This is a genomic window from Streptomyces sp. L500, from assembly GCF_054551825.1.
On sequence record NZ_JBTOLC010000004.1, the window covers coordinates 226,877 to 243,057 of the forward strand.

The window sequence follows — 16,181 nt, forward strand, 5'->3', positions numbered from 1 at the left end:
TCCGGGGTTTTGTTGTATTTGCGGCGCCGGTCAGCGGCCGTCCGGGCCGGGCTCCTCGTCCGTGGCGAGGCGCGCGTGCCGCTCCACGTCGTAGCGCACGCCGGAGTAGAGCAGCCGCTGCCGTTCGCGCCCCTCGACGGCGAAACCGGCCGCCGTGGCGACCCGGCAGGAGGCGATGTTGTCGACGCGGTGCCCCAATTCCAGCCGGAACAGCCCCAGCTCGTCGAAGGCCCACCGGCACACCGCGCGACAGGCCGCCGTGGCGGCTCCCCGGCCCCGCGCGGATTTCGTCGTCCAATAGGAGACCCAGCCCGTGGAATGCCGGCGGTCGACCGCGCTCACCGTGATGTCGCCGAGCACGGCACGCGGATCCGCCCGTTCGACGACGGCGAAGGAGTACGCCGCGTCCTCCTCCCACTGGCCGGCCCGCCGCCGTATCCACCGCAGCGCCTCCTCGGTCGTGTCGACCGGCTGGGGCGCCTGCCAGCGCAGCAACGGGTCCGCGTGGGCCTCCAGCAGGGCCCCGACGTCCCCCGCCGCCCACGGCCGCAGCAGGAACGGGCCACCGGGCACCGCTATCCCCTCTGTCTCCTCGCGCATGCGGCGAGTGTGCGCCACGGACTTATGTCCGTACAACTCCAGTCCCGTTAGCGTGCGTTCGAGCGCGCGCGGGAATGAGGTTCGCGTGACCGGTTTCGTGAGCGAAGAGTTCGAGGGGCTCCAGGCGCAGGTCCTGGGGCTGGCCGGGCGTCAGGTGTCGTCCCGGGAGGTCGTGGAGCGTTCGCTGCGGCGGATCGAGGCGACCCGGGGGACGCTGAACGCCTTCCGGGTCGTCCGGGCCGAGGCCGCGTTGCGCGAGGCCGACGAGGCCGACCGGCGGCTCGCGGCGGGGGAACGGCTGCCCCTGCTCGGCGTGCCCGTAGCCGTCAAGGACGACATGGACGTGGCCGGCGAGCCGACCGCGTTCGGCTGCCCGGGGGACTTCCCCCCGAGACCGGCGGACAGCGAGGCCGTGCGGCGATTACGGGCCGCCGGCGCGGTGATCGTCGGCAAGACGAACACCCCCGAGCTGGGGCAGTGGCCCGTCACGGACGGGCCGGCCTTCGGGGTGACCCGCAACCCCTGGAACCTCGGGCACACCCCCGGCGGCTCGTCCGGCGGCGCCGGCGCGGCCGTCGCCGCCGGGCTGGTGCCGGCGGCCCTCGGCTCCGACGGCGCCGGGTCCATCCGCATCCCGGCCGCCTGGACCCACCTCGTCGGCATCAAGCCCCAGCGCGGGCGGATCTCCACCTGGCCGGACCGCGAGCCGTTCCGGGGCATCACCTGCTTCGGGCCGCTGGCCCGTACGGTCGCCGACGCGGCGCTGCTGCTGCACGCGGCGAGCGGCTCCCACGACGGCGACATCCACCGGCCGCCCGCCGTCGACGTGGTAGCGGCCGCCACACACGAACCCCGCCGCCGGTTGCGGATCGCGCTGTCGCTGCGGCCCGCCTTCGCGGCCGTGCGCAACGCCCTCGCCCCCGCCGTGCGGACGGCGACCCTGCGCGTGGCCGAGACCCTGGAGGCGCTGGGGCACGAGGTCGTGGAGGAGAACCCGCGCTACGGCCCCATCGGCCTCGCCTTCGTGCCGCGCTCCATGGTCGGCATCCGGGACTGGACCGCGCGCGTGCCCGACCGGGCGCTGCTCGACGGCCGGACGCGCGCCAACGCGCGCGGCGGGCTGCTGCTCGGCGGCGAGGTGCTGCGGGCGGCGCGGGCGGCGGAGGCGCCGCTGCGGCGGCGCATCGGGGAGATGTTCTGGCGCTTCGACGCCGTCCTGACGCCCACCACGGCCGTACCGCCGCTGCGCACGGGCGCGCTGGCGGGGCTCGGCACGTGGGAGACCGAATCCCGGATGATCGCGGCCTGTCCGTACGCCTGGCCCTGGAACGTCCTCGGCTGGCCCGCCCTGAGCGTGCCGTCCGGCTTCACGGCGGACGGTCTGCCGATGGGGGCGCAGCTCCTGGGCCCGTCCAACAGCGAACCACTGCTGATCTCACTGGCCGCGCAGCTGGAAGCGGACCAGCGCTGGCACGAACACTGGCCGGAGGGGCTTCCTGCCTAGGGAGCGTCGTGCCCCGTCAGGGGCGCGGGGAACTGCGCGACAAGCCACGACGCGCCAGCAGTTGATAACGCACCCGGCCTCCGGCGAGCGCTAGGGCGCCAGAATGTCCAGCTCCGCCATCGCGCCGGTGGCGATCTCGCGAGTCAGGGCCTCCGCCCGCTGCGCATCGCGCTCACGCACGGCCTCGGCGACGCGAACGTGGAGGGTGACGGCGGCCGGGTCGGGGTCGGTGAACATCACGTGGTGGTGGGTGCGGCCGGTGAGGACCTCCGCGACCACATCGCCCAGCCGCGCGAACATCTCGTTGCCGGACGCGCGCAGGATCACCCGGTGGAAGGCGATGTCGTGCACCAGATAGGCGTCCAGCTGCTGGCCGCGCGAGGTGGCGACCATGCCCAGGGCGTGCTCGGTGAGCTCGGCGCACTGCTCGGGCGTGGCCCGCAGGGCCGCCAGCCCGGCGGCCGCGGGCTCGACCGCCGAGCGCAGCACGGTCAGCGAGCGCAGCTGGCGCGGCCGGTCGGGGCCGGCCAGGCGCCAGCGGATGACGCGCGGGTCGTAGACGTTCCACTCGTCGGCGGGCAGCACGGTCACGCCGACGCGGCGCCGGGAGGCGACGAGGTTCATGGACTCCAGGACGCGTATGGCCTCGCGGATGACCGAGCGCGAGACGTCGAAGCGCTCCTCCAGCTCGTCCGTGCGCAGCACGCTGCCCACCGGATACTCGCCCGCCGTGATCGCGGGCCCGAGGGAGTCGAGCACGCGCGCGTGGAGCCCCTGCCCCGCCCCCAGCCCCTGTTTGTCCATGGGATCAGCCTAAACGTGGGTGGCGCCCCCGATTAAGTATGACGTTTTAGTCACAGAGTCTTGAATACGTCGTACTCAATGCGTTTCAGTGAAGCCTCAACCAACAACCGATGTCGACGGAGACAGCGAGGTAGGCGTGATGGTCGTCGTGGTGATGGGCGTCGCCGGCACGGGCAAGACCACGGTCGGGCCCCTGGTGGCGGAGGCCCTGGGCGTCCCCTACGCCGAGGGCGACGACTTCCACCCGCCCGCCAACATCGCCAAGATGTCCGCCGGCACCCCGCTGGACGACGACGACCGCGCCCCCTGGCTCGACGCCATCGGCGACTGGGCCCGCGGCCGGGCGGACGGCGGTGGCGTCGTCAGCTGTTCCGCGCTCAAGCGCGCCTATCGCGACCGGCTGCGCGCCGCCGCGCCCGGGCTCGTCTTCCTCCATCTCACCGGCGACCGCGAGCTGATCGCCGGGCGGATGGCCGCCCGCAAGGGCCACTTCATGACCACCCGGCTGCTGGACTCCCAGTTCGCCACCCTCGAACCGCTCGGGGCCGACGAAGCGGGCATCGCCGTCGATGTCGCGCCCGAGGCGGCCGTCATCGCCGAGCGGGCGGTAGCCGCGCTGCGGCGCCTGTAGTTCCCAGAGGCACTCCCTCCCCCCTCCCCCCATTAGGAAGCCCCGTGAGCACTCTCAGCGTCGAGATGCTGGCCGCGGCAGCACCCACCGCACCGATCACGTCGGCGGGTCACGCACAGCTGGGCATCGCCGTCCTCGTCGGCATCGCCGTCATCGTCCTCCTCATCAGCCGCTTCAAGCTCCACGCGTTTCTGTCCCTGACCGTCGGCTCGCTCGTCCTGGGCGCGGTCGCGGGCGCCCCGCTGGACAAGGTCATCACCAGCTTCACCACCGGCCTCGGGTCGACCGTCGCCGGCGTGGGCGTCCTCATCGCCCTCGGCTCGATACTCGGCAAGCTCCTCGCCGACTCCGGCGGTGCCGACCAGATCGTCGACACGATCCTGGCGAGGGCGAGCCGCAGCTCCATGCCGTGGGCGATCGTGCTGATCGCGGGCGTCATAGGTCTGCCGCTGTTCTTCGAGGTCGGGATCGTGCTGCTGATCCCGGTCGTCCTGCTCGTCGCCAAGCGCGGCGGCCACAACCTGATGCGGATCGGCATCCCGGCGCTGGCCGGCCTGTCCGTCATGCACGGCCTCGTCCCCCCGCACCCCGGCCCGCTCGCGGCCATCGACGCCATCGGCGCCAACCTCGGCGTGACTCTCGCGCTGGGCGTCCTCATCGCCGTCCCGACCGCGATCATCGCCGGTCCGCTGTTCTCCCGCGTCGCGGCCCGCTGGGTCGACGTCACCCCGCCCGAGAAGCTCGTCCCGCAGCGCCCGTCGGAGGAGCTGGAACGCCGCCCCGGCTTCGGGATCACCGTCGCCACGGTGCTGCTCCCGGTCGTGCTGATGCTGGCCAAGGCGCTCGTGGACGTCGTGGTCGACGACCCGAAGGCGCATGTGCAGCGGGTGGCCGATGTCATCGGCTCGCCCCTGATCGCCCTGCTGGCGGCGGTACTTGTGGGCATGCTCACGCTGGGCCGCGCGGCCGGCTTCGGCCGTGAGCGGCTGTCGGGCACGGTGGAGAAGTCCCTCGTCCCGATCGCCGGGATCCTGCTGATCGTGGGCGCGGGCGGCGGCTTCAAGCAGACGCTGATCGACGTGGGCGTCGGCCGCATGGTCCTCGACATCTCCAAGGACTGGTCCGTCTCCGCGCTGCTGCTGGCATGGCTGATCGCCGTCGCCATCCGGCTCGCGACGGGCTCGGCGACCGTCGCCACCATCTCGGCGGCGGGGCTCGTGGCCCCGCTCGCCGCCGACATGAGCACGACCCACACGGCGCTGCTGGTGCTGGCCGTGGGCGCGGGTTCGCTGTTCTTCTCCCACGTGAACGACGCGGGGTTCTGGATGGTGAAGGAGTACTTCGGGATGAGCGTCGGGCAGACGCTCAAGACGTGGTCTCTGATGGAGACGGTGATTTCGGTGGTGGGGCTGGGGTTTGTGATGCTCCTGTCGCTGGTGCTGTAGGGGTCCCTACACCCCCGCGTACCGGGCGCGCCGCGTGAGGTTCAGCGCGGCGGCCCGGTCGGCCTGGTGGCCGACGAGGAAGGTGCGGGGCGTCGCGACAGCCGCCGCCAGGCCGGGGGGCCGTAGGGCCCCGTACGACGTGAAGCGGCGCACCCCGCAGTCGTGACAGCGGGCCTCACCGCCCCGCTGGGCCCACCCGGCCCGGTGCGCGCACCTCATCGCGGCCACGCGGGCAGGACGTGCGCCTCCCGGAAGTGACTGCGCACGGCGACCATGGCGTCGACGGCCGCCTCGGTGAGCTCGCCGTATTCCCCGGCGGCCCGCCGGGCCGTGTCGAGCCGTACGCACTCGGCGCAGCCGACGGGCGAGGCGCTCGGCGCGGCGGCGCTGCCGCGCAGGCCCGCCGCTTCCCGTTCCGCGCGCGTCGCCAGACGCAGCGCGTCGGCGGGCGCCTCCCATTCCCGGCCGCCTCCGGGCCGCCTGATCTGCACGCGCGGGCCGATGTTGCCCATCACCTGGGCGAGCGTCGCGCTACGCGTGTCCACCACGTATGCGCCTTCGCGGTAGGTCACGGAATCTCCCCTTCGAGTTGACCTTACGCAGAGCGGTTTCAGCGTCGCGCGCCGGAGCTACGCTCAACAGGGGTCGGCTGTTGTCCAGCCACGAGACAACAAAGGGGAGTTGAGATCGTGGAACACCTGTCCGGTGATGACGACTCTGCGCGAGCCACGCTTGCCATCGAGCTTCGGCGCCTCCGGGAGGAGTCCGGCAAGTCGCTCGCGCAGCTTTCGGAAGACACCTCGTACGACCGCACGTACCTGCACCGCCTGGAGACGGGGGAGCGGCTGTCGCAGCGCCCGGTGATGGAAGCGCTGGACGCCGTCTACGGGACGGGGAAGCTGCTGACCCGCCTGTGGAGGCTCGCACAGCAGGAATCGTTCAAGGACAAGTACAAGGACTTCATGCAGTACGAGGCCAGGGCCGTCATCATGCACAAGTACATGATGACCATCCCCGGGCTGTTGCAGACGGAGGACTACGCCCGGATGGCGTTGTCCACGGCACTGCCGCCCCTCGGCACCGACGAGCTGGAGAATCAGGTCGCCGCTCGGATCGGCAGGCAAGAACTCCTGCGCCGGGATCCGGCGCCGAACGTCCGAGTCATCCTCGACGAAAGCGTGCTGCGACGGCTTCCCGCCGATCCGCAGGTATGGCATGACCAGATGGCGCTCATCGAGCACGCGGCCTCATTGCCGAACATGACGGTCCAGGTGCTGCCGTTCAAGGCCGGAGTGCACCACCTGATGGGTGGCTCGCTCTCGCTGCTGTGGCTGCCCGACGGCCATGCGGTCGCCTACCTCGAAGGCGCCAAGTCCGCCCGCTTGACGGACGATCCGAAGGAAGTCGCCCAGTTGCGCCTGGCTTACGATCGAGTACGCGACATGGCGCTTTCTCCCCTGGACTCGTTGACATTCATCAAGCACCTGGAGGACGGCACATCATGAAAACTGCCCTCGATTTGGACCCGATCGAATGGCGCAGGAGCACCTATTGCGATGGCGGTGACGGGAACTGCGTCGAAGTCGCCGACAACATACCCGGCGCTGTCCCCGTCCGGGACAGCAAATCCCCCCACGGGCCCACCCTCCTCTTCCCCGCTGCGGCATGGGAAACCTTCATCGCCACCCTCCAATAGCGCCGCATCCCGCTGTGTCCCACGCCACACCACCTCCCCACCCCCACCCGTCACATTCCTTCCCCGGCATCCGTCAGTGCGGTGACGAAGCAGGCCCGAACGGGCCCCACCCGGAAGGAAACGGCCACCGTGACCGACAAGACCCTGACCTCCCGCATGTCGAACCCCCTCGACGTCGTCCCCGAGATCGCCGAGGTGTCGGCGGCCCTGTTCAAGGCCATCGGAAACGGTTCGGTGCCCCGCACCACCTTCGCCCTCATGCACCTGCGCGCCGGGCAGATCGTGGGCAACACCTACCTCACCGTCTTCCACTCCAACACCCTCCGCACCGCAGGCGAGTCCGAGGAGCGGATCACCGCCGTCTCGTCCTGGAAGGACGCGCCGTACTTCACGGACGCCGAGCGGGCAGCCCTCGCGCTCGTGGAGGGCGTGCTCACGCCGAACCCCCACGGTGAGCGGGTGACCGACGAGGTGTACGCCGAGGCGGCCCGGCACTACGACGCGAAGGCCCTCGCGACCCTCGCCGTCGCGATCGGCCAGGTCAACTTCTTCATGCCCATCGCCCTCATCGGGCGGCCCCTGCCCGGCAAGGCGCCGGCCGAGCAGTGGACCTGAGTCCCTAGGGGCACCCCGATCGCGAATTGGGTGGTTCACCGGAGGTGTTGGGCCCGGGTCCGGACAATCATGGGCTGTATGTCAATGACGAGCCGCAAGGCCCTCGCCCTCGCCGCCTGCGCAGGGGCCGTCGCCACTCTGGCGACGAGCCCGGCGCAGGCGGCTCCCGCAGCCGCGGCGAAGCCGCCCGCCCTCGCCTGGGCGCCCTGCGCCGACGCCTCCGCCCGCGAGTGCGCCGAGCTGTCCGTGCCGCTCGACTACCGCGAGCCCAAAGGGCGTTCGATCGGTCTCGCCGTCTCGCGGCTCCGCAGCGATCGGCTCGAGGCCAGACGCGGCACGCTGTTACTCATCCCGGGCGGGCCCGGTGGTTCCGGCAGGGAGTGGCTGGCGCGGGTGGGGGAGAGGCTGCGTGAGGAGACGCGCGGTACGTACGACATCGTGTCGTTCGACCCGCGCGGTGTCGGGGGGAGCGCACGGGCCGACTGCGGGCTCGGCCGGGGCGATCTCGAGATCACCAAGATCCGCCCCTGGCCCGCCGCCGACGGGGACATCGGCGCGAACATCGCCGGCGCCCGGCGCGTCGCCGAGAGCTGTGCCCGCGGAGGCGGCGAGCTGATCCGCTCCTTCTCCACCGTCAACGAGGCCCGCGACATCGACCGGCTCCGCCAGGCCCTCGGCGAGCGCAAGCTCTCGGCGTGGGGCGTCTCGTACGGGACGTATGCGGGCGCCGTCTACGCGCAGAAGTACCCGGGCCGCGTCGACCGGCTGGTGCTCGACAGCAGCCTCGACCCGGATCCCTCCCGGGTGGGCCGGGGCTGGACGGCGAACATCGCGTCGGCCACGGAGGACAGGTTCCCGGACTTCGCGCGGTGGGCCGCCGACCCGGCCCGGGACGCCCGGCACCGCGTCGCCGAACGGCCCGAGGACGTCCGGCCGTTGGTCCTCGCGCTCGCGGAGAGGCTGGACCGGGTACCGGAGCGGGGGCCCGACGGGACGGAGCGGCTCACCGGGAACCGGCTGCGGGCCCGGCTCCAGATGGCCCTCTACGACGACAGGGCCTTCCCCGGGCTCGCCGAACTGATCGTCTCGGCCCGCGCCGCGGGCGACGCCGCTCCACCGGCCGTGGAGCCGGCGTACGCGTCGCCCGAGGAAGCCGCCACCCTCCTCGGCGTCCTCTGCAACGACGTGCGCTGGCCCCGGTCGCCCGCCTCGTACGAGCGCGCCGTCGCCGCCGACCGGCTCCGGTACCCGCTGACGGCCGGGATGCCCGCCAACGTCATGCCGTGCGCGTTCTGGAAGAACGACCCGGCGGAGAAGCCGGTGCGCATAACGGACGAGGGCCCGTCGAACATCCTCATGGTGCAGAACCTCCGCGACCCCGCCACACCGCACCGGGGAGCGCTGAGGATGCGGGAGTCCCTCGGCGACCGCGCCCGGATGGTCAGCGTCGACTCCGGCGGTCACGGCGCGTACCTCCGCAGGGGGAACGCCTGCGGCGACCGGGCGGTCACCGCGTTCCTCACCACGGGGGAGCGGCCGGAGCGGGACATGCTGTGTCGGTAGGCGGCGGCGTGCCGGGCGGTCCCCCACCCCCGTGGGAGGCCCGCCCGGAACCGGCGCCCGCTCGTCACCCCGCCAGCGTCGCCAGGTACGCGGTCACGTCCGCCGCGTCGTCCGTCGCCAGGCCCACGTACCCGTCCGGGCGGATCACGAAGTACCCCGACCCGTACGCCTCCTTGACGTGCCCGTCCACATCCACCGGGTGGAACACGCGAACCCACTCCGGCACGGTGAACTCCGCGTCGCCCAGCGCCAGGACCGTGGCGTGGGTGCCCTGGAAGACCTCGAAGAGCCGGACCCGCGCCCCGGAGGCGGGGTCCTCGCACGGCGCGTCCGGGGCGCGGTCGCCCGCGCGCAGGGCACCCTCGGGGAGGTCGTGGCGCAGCTCGCGGGTGAGGGGGCTGTCCGGGTAGCCCACGTGGAGCTGGTGGGTCTCGGGGCCGCGCCGGGGCTGGCCACCGTCGTCCTCGTGGTGGATGCGGGTGCTCAGGCCCAGGACGTCGGCCGCGACCCCCATCCGTTCGGACGTGTAGGTGTCGAGGAGGGAGTCCGGTGCGCCGCGCCGCAGGACCGCCTCCAGCTTCCAGCCGAGGTTGTAGCCGTCCTGGATGCTGGTGTTGAGGCCCTGGCCACCGGCCGGGGAGTGGACGTGGGCGGCGTCCCCGGCGAGGAAGACCCGCCCCTCGCGGAACCGTTCCGCCATGGCCATGCGCGGCTTGAACGCCGACACCCAGTGGACCTCGCCCACCGTCAGGTCGCTCCGGCCCGTCGCCTCGTCGATCAGGCGCTGGAGGGCCTCCGTGGTGCCCTCCCGCTCGGGGTCCACCCGTGCGTCGGGGTCGTCGTGGCGGGCGACGAGCTGGAAGGTCTCGACGCCCTCCAGCGGGCGCAGCATGAGCCTGCCGCCCGGGGCGTCCGGCCAGACGTGCCAGTGGGTGCGCTCCAGCCCGTCGACGACGACGTCGGCGAGGAGGGCGGCGCGCTCGTCGACGGGCTCCGCGGCGAAGCCGACGCCCAGCGCGTTGCGCACGGCGCTGCGGCCGCCGTCGGCGCCGACCAGATAGCGGGCCCGTACGGTCTCGGTCGTGCCGTCCGGCCGGGTGAGGGTGGCGGTGACGCCGTCGGCGTCCTGCTCGAAGCCGGTCAGTGCGGTCTCGAAGTCCACGTGGCCGCCGAGCTCTTCGAGCCGCGCGGCGAGGATCTCGACCGTGCGCCACTGGGGCAGCATCATGATCTCGCCGTAGGGCACGGCCGGCGTGGGCTCGGTGCGGTCGAACATGTCCCATTCGCCGACCTGCCGGTCGCGGTCCCAGATCATCAGCGGCGGGCACGGGCCGCCCGCGGCCCGCATGGCCCCGAGCACGCCCAGGTCCTCGAAGACCTCCAGCGAGCGCGGCTGGAGGCCCGCCCCGCGCGAGCCGGGGAAGCCGCGGTCGGCGCTGTCGACGAGGCGGTGGCGTATGCCGCGCCGGGCCAGGTCGATGGCCAGGACCAGGCCCGTCGGCCCGGCGCCCGCGATGAGAACGTCCGTGTGCGTGGTCGCGTCGATGGTGGTCACGCGATCCCCCCTTGCTTCCTTAACGTTGTTAAGTGCGGAACGGTTCCCAGCGTGCACTTAACGTTGTTAAGCTGTCAAGGTGGCAACTCGAATTGACAGGGCCCAGGTGGCTGTGACCGCGCTGCGCCTGCTGAACGAGGTGGGCCTCGAGGGCCTCACCCTGCGCAGGATCGCCAAGGAGCTGGACGTCCAGGCACCGGCGCTCTACTGGCACTTCAAGAACAAGCAGGAACTGCTCGACGAGATGGCGACGGAGATGTTCCGCCGCATGGGCGCCGCCCTGAGCGCCGTCGACCGCTCCGGCTGGCAGGCGCTCATGGCCGGCGCGGCCCACGTCATCCGCGACTCCGTGCTCGGCTACCGCGACGGCGCCAAGGTCTTCAGCGGGACGCGCTTCAGGGGCACGGACTACGCGGGTCCCGTGGACGGGTTGATGGAGACGCTGGTGGACGCCGGGTTCACGCTGCCGAACGCCGCACGCGCCTGGTTCACCGTCCAGTGCTTCACCATGGGGCACGTCGTCGAGCAGCAGTCCGTCTACCCGTTCCCCGGCGGCGAGCGCGACCCCTACTACGACGAGGCCCAGCGCGCCCAGCGCCTGGAGGGCCATCCGCTCACCGCCGACGCGGGGCAGGTGTTCTTCAACGACCTCGACGCCGGCTTCGAGACCGGCCTGCGCGCCGTCATCGCCGGCATCGAGGCCACGCTGCTACCGGCCGGGTGACGCGCCCTCCAGGGCCCTGCGCAGCACGGGAGTGAACCGCCGCTCCACGAACCGGTGCAGCGCCCACGCCAGCACCAGCATCACCAGCAGCGTCAGCGCGAACGTCGCGTACGACGGGATGCCCAGCCCCCGGTGCAGCCCACCGATCGCCACCCATCCCAGGTGCTCGTGCACCAGGTAGAACGGGTACGTCAGCGCGCCCGCGAAGGGCAGCCAGCGCCATGTCGCCCAGCCCGTCCGGCCCGTGGCCACCGCCGCGACGGCCGCGTACCCGAGGGCGAGAATCGCGATGACGACGTAGGCGGAGCGGGTGGAGAAGTAGTGGGGGTTCGGCGGGTGGACGAGGCCCGCCACCGCGTAGTGCTGGCCGAGCAGGAAGCTCACGCCCACGATGCCCCAGGCCAGGGCGTCGTTGCCGAAGCGGTGCACCAGGTACAGGCCGACGCCGCCGATGAAGAAGGCCGAGTGCTCCGGCATGAACACCACGCGCAGGAACTCGACGTGCGAGGCGGAAGTGATCACTGTCATCAGCGTCCACACCGCGCAGAACAGCACCACCCTCCGCCGCGAGGCCCCGGGCAGCACGACGAACAGCGCGAAGAGCGCGTAGAAGCGCAGCTCCGCCCAGAGCGTCCAGCACACCCCCAGCACCCGGTCGGCGCCGACGGGCTGCTGGAGCATGCTGAGGTTGACGAGCGTGTCGCTGGGGGAGACGGTCTTGTACGTCACCCACGGCAGCGCGAACACGAGCGTGACGAGCACGATCGCCGTCCAGTACGCGGGGTAGAGGCGGGCGGCGCGCGAGGCGACGAAGGACCGCAGGGGGCGGCCCCAGCCGCTCATGCAGATCACGAACCCGCTGATGACGAAGAAGATCTGCACCCCGAGGCAGCCGTACGCGAACGCCGAGGACAGCTGCGGGAACTCATGGCGGGGCGAGGCGCCCCACGCCCGGTTGACGTCGCCGTCCCGCCCACCGTAGTGGTAGAGCGCCACCATCAGGGCGGCGACGAGCCGCAGCCCGTCCAGGGCGTACAGGCGCCGCCCGGGCCCGGCGGCGCGCGGTGCGGGCTGGTCCGTGCGGGGCTCGGGCAGGGTGGGGAGGGTGGCCGTCATGCGGGCGTCACTCATTTCGCTTTCGTCAGCCGCCGCTTGACGGCCCGCGCCCGGCGGGCCAGCTTCCGGACGGCGGGACTGCGGGGGAGGAAGGCGAGCTGGGAGGGGATCGCGCCCGGGAGTCCCAGCGTGGTGAGGCGGCGGCGCTTGAAGTAGCGCCAGGTGTGGGGGGTGAGGTGGGTGGAGAGGTAGCGCTCCGCCGCCGGGCGGAGGTTCGGGTAGATCTGGGGTTGCATCGCGTAGCCGACTGCGGCGAGCAGATCGCTGAGGTCTTCGGGCGCGGATCCGTTGTCGGCGTTGTGCCCACCCGTTCCGCTCTGCGGAACGCCTGCCCGCAACGCGTCGTTCTCCAGGTCCGGCAACAGCGCGTCCACCAGCGTCACGGGGATCCGGTTGCTGTTCTGGTACGGCGTGAGGCGGTCCAGCAGCAGGTCCGTGCCGGCGCGGGCGACGGGCAGGCCGTGGAATGTGCGGGCGGTCAGCAGCGCGGTCGAGAAGCAGGCGACGACCAGCGCCGGCCGCAGCCGCTGGTAGACGACCTCGGCCAGGACGGGCGCGTCCAGGACCGTCAGCCGGGCGTCCAGCCGGGCGGCCTCCTCCTCCAGCATCCGCGACCAGCGGGCCGGCGCCGAGGGATGCGGCTTGAAGAGCACGTCGCGGTGGCCGCGCCGGACCGCGCCGCGCAGCATCCGTACGTGCAGCTGTTCCTCCTCCTCGGGGGAGAGGATGTCCAGCGCCGACAGGTACTGCCCGAGGAGCAGCGCCGCGCCCTCGGGGGCTTCCGGCAGCTCGGGGCAGCTGTCGGAGAGCTCGGCCAGTACCTTGGCGAACGCCTCGGCCGGCACGGTCTCGGCCTCCACCTCGAACTCCGTGAGCAGCAGCGGCTTCAGGCCCGGCACGAGGTCCAGGTGGAGGAGGCGCCGGACGCGCGTGCCGATCAGCGGGTCGAGCTTGCTGCGGGTGGGCCCGTAGCTCATCAGCCCGTCGGCGTAGACGTCCAGGGGTGCGTCGGGGAAGAGCTGGGCGAGGGCGAGGGCCGGGTTGACCTGGATGGATTCCAGGACCATCGTCACGTCGTCCGTGCCGAGGCCCCACAGCAGCCGCAGGTACCGCTCCCACAGGGGGGCGTCGTCGGGGCGCGGGGACCAGCCGGCGGGGTGGAAGGGGCTGATCGCGTCGTTCCAGGACAGCACCCCGTCGAAACGGGTGAGCAGCCGCTCGAAGCCGGGTGCCCGGTCGGGGCCGGGGGTGGTCTCGGGGATGGCGGCGGTGTTGGCGACGACCAGGTAGCGGCGCTCGGCGGGGGGCAGTTGGCCCGCGTCGAGGGCGGCGGCGAGCGTGGCGGCGCCGTAGAGGGTGGAGACGAGCAGGAGCTGGACGCGCGGGCGGGTGGTCATCAGGCTGCCGCCCTCCGTCGGGCCGGGACCGGCAGGGCGGGTCGGCGGCGCAGTCGGCGCAGCCGGGCCGCCCGGTCCTCGTCCATGGAATTCAGCGCGTCCTTGACGAGTTCCCGGGGCATGCGCCGCAAGGCGTCCGCGCTCAGGGAGCGCAGCGCCCGGGCGACGTCGGGTTCGAATCGTTCGATGGTCCCCAACTGGTGGGACATAATCGCGCAGTACGTGCGGACGGCCTTGGGGAGAAGCTTTTCCGCGTCCGGGTCCGTCGCCGTTTCCTCGATTACCTGATCGAAGGCGCGCAGGAAATGGAGCTGGCGTACGTCGCCGATCTGGGTGAGCGACGTGGCGACGCCCCGGCGGTAGAACACCCCCAGCAGTCCCGTCACCGCGAAGGACCGCGCCTCGCGGTGCAGCCGCCAGATCCACGGCCGGTCCTCGGCGGTGCGCAGGCCCTGCGGGAAGTGCAGCAGGCCGTCGTCCAGCAGCCGCCGGTGGTAGACGCCCGCCCAGGCGTAGGCGTAGTCGACGGACGTGGAGCGGTCGGCCGGCAGTATGGCCCCGCGCGGTGACAGCGCCACCCCGCGTCGTCCGACGGGCACCCGGCGGACCGTCCGCGTCCGGCCCGTGCACTGCACGTGATCGGCGCGGACGAAGTCGACGCCCAAGTCCTCCGCCACCGCGAGGAGTCGCTCGTAGTAGCCGGGGGCGAGCCAGTCGTCGCCGTCGAGGAAGGTCACGTACTCCCCGCGCGCCAGCTCCAGCCCGGTGTTGCGGGCCGTGGCGAGGCCGCCGTTCTCCTCGTGCCGCACCAGCACCGCCCCCGGCACCTCGCGCTCCGCGCCCCTGAGGATCTCCGGTGTCCCGTCCGTCGAACAATCGTCGACGAGAATGAATTCGAAGTCCTCACGTGTGTTCGTACTCAGACTTCGAAGTGTGTCGGGAGCATATGTCTGCACGTTGAAGAACGGCACGATGACCGAGAGCTTGACCACCCGCGTGACGCTATGTGGTGCCCCGGCATTCGTTCTGACGAAGGGCACAATGAGAGGTGAACGAAGCGCGGCGGATCGATGAACCGCCCTTGTGCGTCAACCGATTCGCCGATCGTCGGTGTGCTGTTTACCGGCTGTTGAAGTGCCGTTGGGCGGCCAAACGGAATGCATTTCTATCGTCGGCGACGTGCCCTCACGCAATGAATCCCCGCCCCGGGTGGCCGTCCTCGCGGACTCCGACACCCGGTGGAAATGGGGAGCGCTCACCGCACACCGGCTCGCCCCGGGGGGCGCGCTCGACGGCTTCCTGCTGAGGGGCCGCGCCACCCCCACGGTCCGCCAGCTCGCCGAGGTCGGCGTCCACGCGGACGCCCTCCGGGAGGTCACCGGGGCGGAGTTCACCCGGGCGGCGGACCGGGAGCGGTACGACGTGATCGTCCTGGCCTGCGTCGGGGGCGCCGTGCAGGCGATGCTCCACGGGCTGGCCCACGCGTGGGGACCGGCACCCGCCGTGCGTCCCGTCGTCGTCACCGGCTACGTCGGTGTCGTCTACGAGAAGCTCGCCGACGGCCTGCTGCTGCGGCACGGCGCGGACGTCGTCCTCGCCAACTCCCGCCACGACGCCGAGCGTTTCCGCGCGGTCTACGAGGGGGTGGGCGCCCCTTCCGACAGCGTGACCGAGTGCGCGCTGCCCTTCCTGGAGGGAGGGGAGCGCGGACGGAACGAGGGAGCCGGCCCGCGGCCGTTCACCGTCGTCTTCGCCGCCCAGCCCTCCGTACCGGAAAGCCGCGCCGACCGGACGTACCTCCTCGAACGCGCCGTCCGGCACGCCCGTGCCCACCCCGGCCGGGACGTCCTCATCAAGCTCCGTAGCAAGCCCGGTGAGCACACGACGCACATCGAGGAACTTCCGTACCAGAAGCTGTCCCGCCGTGTTCCGGGCGGCCTGCCGCCCAACTGCCGCCTGGTCTACGGGCACATGGGGGACGTCCTCGACCGCACCGACCTCCTGGTCACGGTCAGCTCCACCGCCGCCCTCGAAGCCCTCCACCGGAACGTGCCGACCGCCGTCCTCACCGACCTCGGCATCCGCGAGGCCCTCGGAAACCACCACTTCCTCGGCTCCGGCTGCCTCACCTCCTGGGACCGCCTCGACGCGGGCCACCTCCCCCAGGCCGACCCCGCCTGGACGGCCCGCCAGGGCGTCGCGAAGGACCGGCCCCACGAGCGCGCGTTCGAGGCGGCGCGCGCCCGCGTCGCCGAACTCGCCCGCCGCGCCGCGCCCCCGGCGCTCGCCCCCTACTACACGGCCGAGACCGCCCCCGGCTACCTCCCCGGCATCCTCGCCCGCCACGGCTTCGACCCCGAAGGCCGCCCCCTGCGCGAGCCGGCCGCGCCCGGCCGCGAGGAGAGCGCGCTGCGCCGCGCCACCCGGGGCGCCCTCCGGGAGGCCGCGCGCGGGGCGTACCGGCACGGGGTGCAGCGCGTGGCGCCCGTCATCCGGCGGCTGGGGGAGCTGTAGCCATGAAGGAGTACGCG

The 16,181-nt window shown here is 72.4% G+C and carries 17 protein-coding genes; 9 read left to right on the forward strand and 8 right to left on the reverse strand.

The features are described 5' to 3' along the window. Positions 1 to 30: 30 nt before the first annotated feature. Positions 31 to 600, reverse strand: coding sequence for a GNAT family N-acetyltransferase (locus ACX9I7_RS07460; protein ID WP_459386856.1), 570 nt, complete (start codon positions 598 to 600; stop codon positions 31 to 33). Between ACX9I7_RS07460 and ACX9I7_RS07465 the strand changes: the two genes are divergently transcribed. Further along, entirely contained in the window at positions 599 to 2,104 is a 1,506-nt protein-coding gene (locus ACX9I7_RS07465) for an amidase (RefSeq protein ID WP_459386857.1), read from the forward strand. The genes ACX9I7_RS07460 and ACX9I7_RS07465 overlap by 2 nt on opposite strands. A 90-nt stretch (positions 2,105 to 2,194) precedes the next feature. On the opposite strand, the gene ACX9I7_RS07470 is transcribed toward ACX9I7_RS07465, so the two are convergent. Continuing rightward, positions 2,195 to 2,908, reverse strand: a complete 714-nt coding sequence (locus ACX9I7_RS07470; protein WP_387567168.1) for a FadR/GntR family transcriptional regulator — start codon at positions 2,906 to 2,908, stop codon at positions 2,195 to 2,197. Between the two features lie 139 nt (positions 2,909 to 3,047). Here ACX9I7_RS07470 and ACX9I7_RS07475 point away from each other — a divergent pair, with 139 nt between their 5' ends. Together ACX9I7_RS07475 and ACX9I7_RS07480 are read left to right on the forward strand one after the other, a co-directional pair. Beyond that, positions 3,048 to 3,539, forward strand: a complete 492-nt coding sequence (locus ACX9I7_RS07475) for a gluconokinase (RefSeq protein ID WP_126915672.1) — start codon at positions 3,048 to 3,050, stop codon at positions 3,537 to 3,539. 44 nt (positions 3,540 to 3,583) lie between these two features. Next, complete coding sequence (locus tag ACX9I7_RS07480; protein ID WP_459386858.1) at positions 3,584 to 4,984, forward strand: GntP family permease; 1,401 nt, start codon at positions 3,584 to 3,586, stop codon at positions 4,982 to 4,984. Positions 4,985 to 4,990: 6 nt separating this feature from the next. On the opposite strand, the gene ACX9I7_RS07485 is transcribed toward ACX9I7_RS07480, so the two are convergent. After that, a complete protein-coding gene (locus tag ACX9I7_RS07485) occupies positions 4,991 to 5,203 on the reverse strand; it encodes a DUF6255 family natural product biosynthesis protein (RefSeq protein ID WP_240667768.1) in 213 nt (70 codons plus the stop codon). After that, positions 5,200 to 5,556, reverse strand: coding sequence for a hypothetical protein (locus ACX9I7_RS07490; protein ID WP_459386859.1), 357 nt, complete (start codon positions 5,554 to 5,556; stop codon positions 5,200 to 5,202). Before ACX9I7_RS07490 ends, ACX9I7_RS07485 begins: the two co-directional genes overlap by 4 nt. 117 nt (positions 5,557 to 5,673) lie before the next feature. On the opposite strand from ACX9I7_RS07490, the gene ACX9I7_RS07495 reads away from it, so the two are divergent. The 4 genes from ACX9I7_RS07495 to ACX9I7_RS07510 all read left to right on the forward strand — a co-directional run bounded on the left by ACX9I7_RS07495 (position 5,674) and on the right by ACX9I7_RS07510 (position 8,858). Beyond that, entirely contained in the window at positions 5,674 to 6,489 is an 816-nt protein-coding gene (locus ACX9I7_RS07495; RefSeq protein ID WP_459386860.1) for a helix-turn-helix domain-containing protein, read from the forward strand. Then, a complete protein-coding gene (locus ACX9I7_RS07500; protein ID WP_387567162.1) occupies positions 6,486 to 6,680 on the forward strand; it encodes a DUF397 domain-containing protein in 195 nt (64 codons plus the stop codon). Before ACX9I7_RS07495 ends, ACX9I7_RS07500 begins: the two co-directional genes overlap by 4 nt. Before the next feature lie 156 nt (positions 6,681 to 6,836). Then, positions 6,837 to 7,295 carry a carboxymuconolactone decarboxylase family protein gene (locus ACX9I7_RS07505; RefSeq protein ID WP_459386877.1) on the forward strand — a complete coding sequence of 153 codons (459 nt, stop codon included), beginning with the start codon at positions 6,837 to 6,839 and terminating at the stop codon, positions 7,293 to 7,295. 78 nt (positions 7,296 to 7,373) lie between these two features. Next, positions 7,374 to 8,858 carry an alpha/beta hydrolase gene (locus ACX9I7_RS07510; RefSeq protein ID WP_459386861.1) on the forward strand — a complete coding sequence of 495 codons (1,485 nt, stop codon included), beginning with the start codon at positions 7,374 to 7,376 and terminating at the stop codon, positions 8,856 to 8,858. Between the two features lie 64 nt (positions 8,859 to 8,922). Here ACX9I7_RS07510 and ACX9I7_RS07515 read toward each other — a convergent pair whose 3' ends face one another. Further along, the gene (locus tag ACX9I7_RS07515) at positions 8,923 to 10,413 is read right to left on the reverse strand and encodes an FAD-dependent monooxygenase (protein WP_459386862.1); all 1,491 of its coding nucleotides are present in this window, start codon (positions 10,411 to 10,413) and stop codon (positions 8,923 to 8,925) included. Between the two features lie 79 nt (positions 10,414 to 10,492). Between ACX9I7_RS07515 and ACX9I7_RS07520 the strand changes: the two genes are divergently transcribed. Beyond that, positions 10,493 to 11,137: a TetR/AcrR family transcriptional regulator C-terminal domain-containing protein gene (locus tag ACX9I7_RS07520; RefSeq protein ID WP_387567155.1), complete on the forward strand. Its 645-nt coding sequence runs from the start codon at positions 10,493 to 10,495 to the stop codon at positions 11,135 to 11,137. Here the strand turns inward: ACX9I7_RS07520 and ACX9I7_RS07525 are convergent. From ACX9I7_RS07525 to ACX9I7_RS07535, 3 genes are read right to left on the reverse strand one after another with little or no spacing between them, the layout of a single operon-like run. Then, on the reverse strand, positions 11,123 to 12,268 hold the full coding sequence (locus ACX9I7_RS07525) for an acyltransferase family protein (protein ID WP_459386863.1): 1,146 nt from the start codon (positions 12,266 to 12,268) through the stop codon (positions 11,123 to 11,125). The two genes, ACX9I7_RS07520 and ACX9I7_RS07525, sit on opposite strands and share 15 nt — an antisense overlap. Then, positions 12,265 to 13,650, reverse strand: coding sequence for a polysialyltransferase family glycosyltransferase (locus ACX9I7_RS07530; protein WP_459386864.1), 1,386 nt, complete (start codon positions 13,648 to 13,650; stop codon positions 12,265 to 12,267). Before ACX9I7_RS07530 ends, ACX9I7_RS07525 begins: the two co-directional genes overlap by 4 nt. Beyond that, entirely contained in the window at positions 13,650 to 14,642 is a 993-nt protein-coding gene (locus tag ACX9I7_RS07535; RefSeq protein ID WP_387567150.1) for a glycosyltransferase family 2 protein, read from the reverse strand. Before ACX9I7_RS07535 ends, ACX9I7_RS07530 begins: the two co-directional genes overlap by 1 nt. Before the next feature lie 187 nt (positions 14,643 to 14,829). On the opposite strand from ACX9I7_RS07535, the gene ACX9I7_RS07540 reads away from it, so the two are divergent. Next, positions 14,830 to 16,164 carry a DUF6716 putative glycosyltransferase gene (locus ACX9I7_RS07540; RefSeq protein WP_459386865.1) on the forward strand — a complete coding sequence of 445 codons (1,335 nt, stop codon included), beginning with the start codon at positions 14,830 to 14,832 and terminating at the stop codon, positions 16,162 to 16,164. Positions 16,165 to 16,181 lie beyond the last annotated feature (17 nt).

Coding starts and splice junctions, on each gene's coding strand:
- ACX9I7_RS07525 (WP_459386863.1), bottom strand. CDS start 12,268: ATGAGTGACGCCCGCATGACGGCCACCCTCCCCACCCTGCCCGAGCCC.
- ACX9I7_RS07460 (WP_459386856.1), bottom strand. CDS start 600: ATGCGCGAGGAGACAGAGGGGATAGCGGTGCCCGGTGGCCCGTTCCTG.
- ACX9I7_RS07500 (WP_387567162.1), top strand. CDS start 6,486: ATGAAAACTGCCCTCGATTTGGACCCGATCGAATGGCGCAGGAGCACC.
- ACX9I7_RS07470 (WP_387567168.1), bottom strand. CDS start 2,908: ATGGACAAACAGGGGCTGGGGGCGGGGCAGGGGCTCCACGCGCGCGTG.
- ACX9I7_RS07465 (WP_459386857.1), top strand. CDS start 599: ATGCGGCGAGTGTGCGCCACGGACTTATGTCCGTACAACTCCAGTCCC.
- ACX9I7_RS07510 (WP_459386861.1), top strand. CDS start 7,374: ATGTCAATGACGAGCCGCAAGGCCCTCGCCCTCGCCGCCTGCGCAGGG.
- ACX9I7_RS07530 (WP_459386864.1), bottom strand. CDS start 13,650: ATGACCACCCGCCCGCGCGTCCAGCTCCTGCTCGTCTCCACCCTCTAC.
- ACX9I7_RS07485 (WP_240667768.1), bottom strand. CDS start 5,203: ATGAGGTGCGCGCACCGGGCCGGGTGGGCCCAGCGGGGCGGTGAGGCC.
- ACX9I7_RS07505 (WP_459386877.1), top strand. CDS start 6,837: ATGTCGAACCCCCTCGACGTCGTCCCCGAGATCGCCGAGGTGTCGGCG.
- ACX9I7_RS07475 (WP_126915672.1), top strand. CDS start 3,048: ATGGTCGTCGTGGTGATGGGCGTCGCCGGCACGGGCAAGACCACGGTC.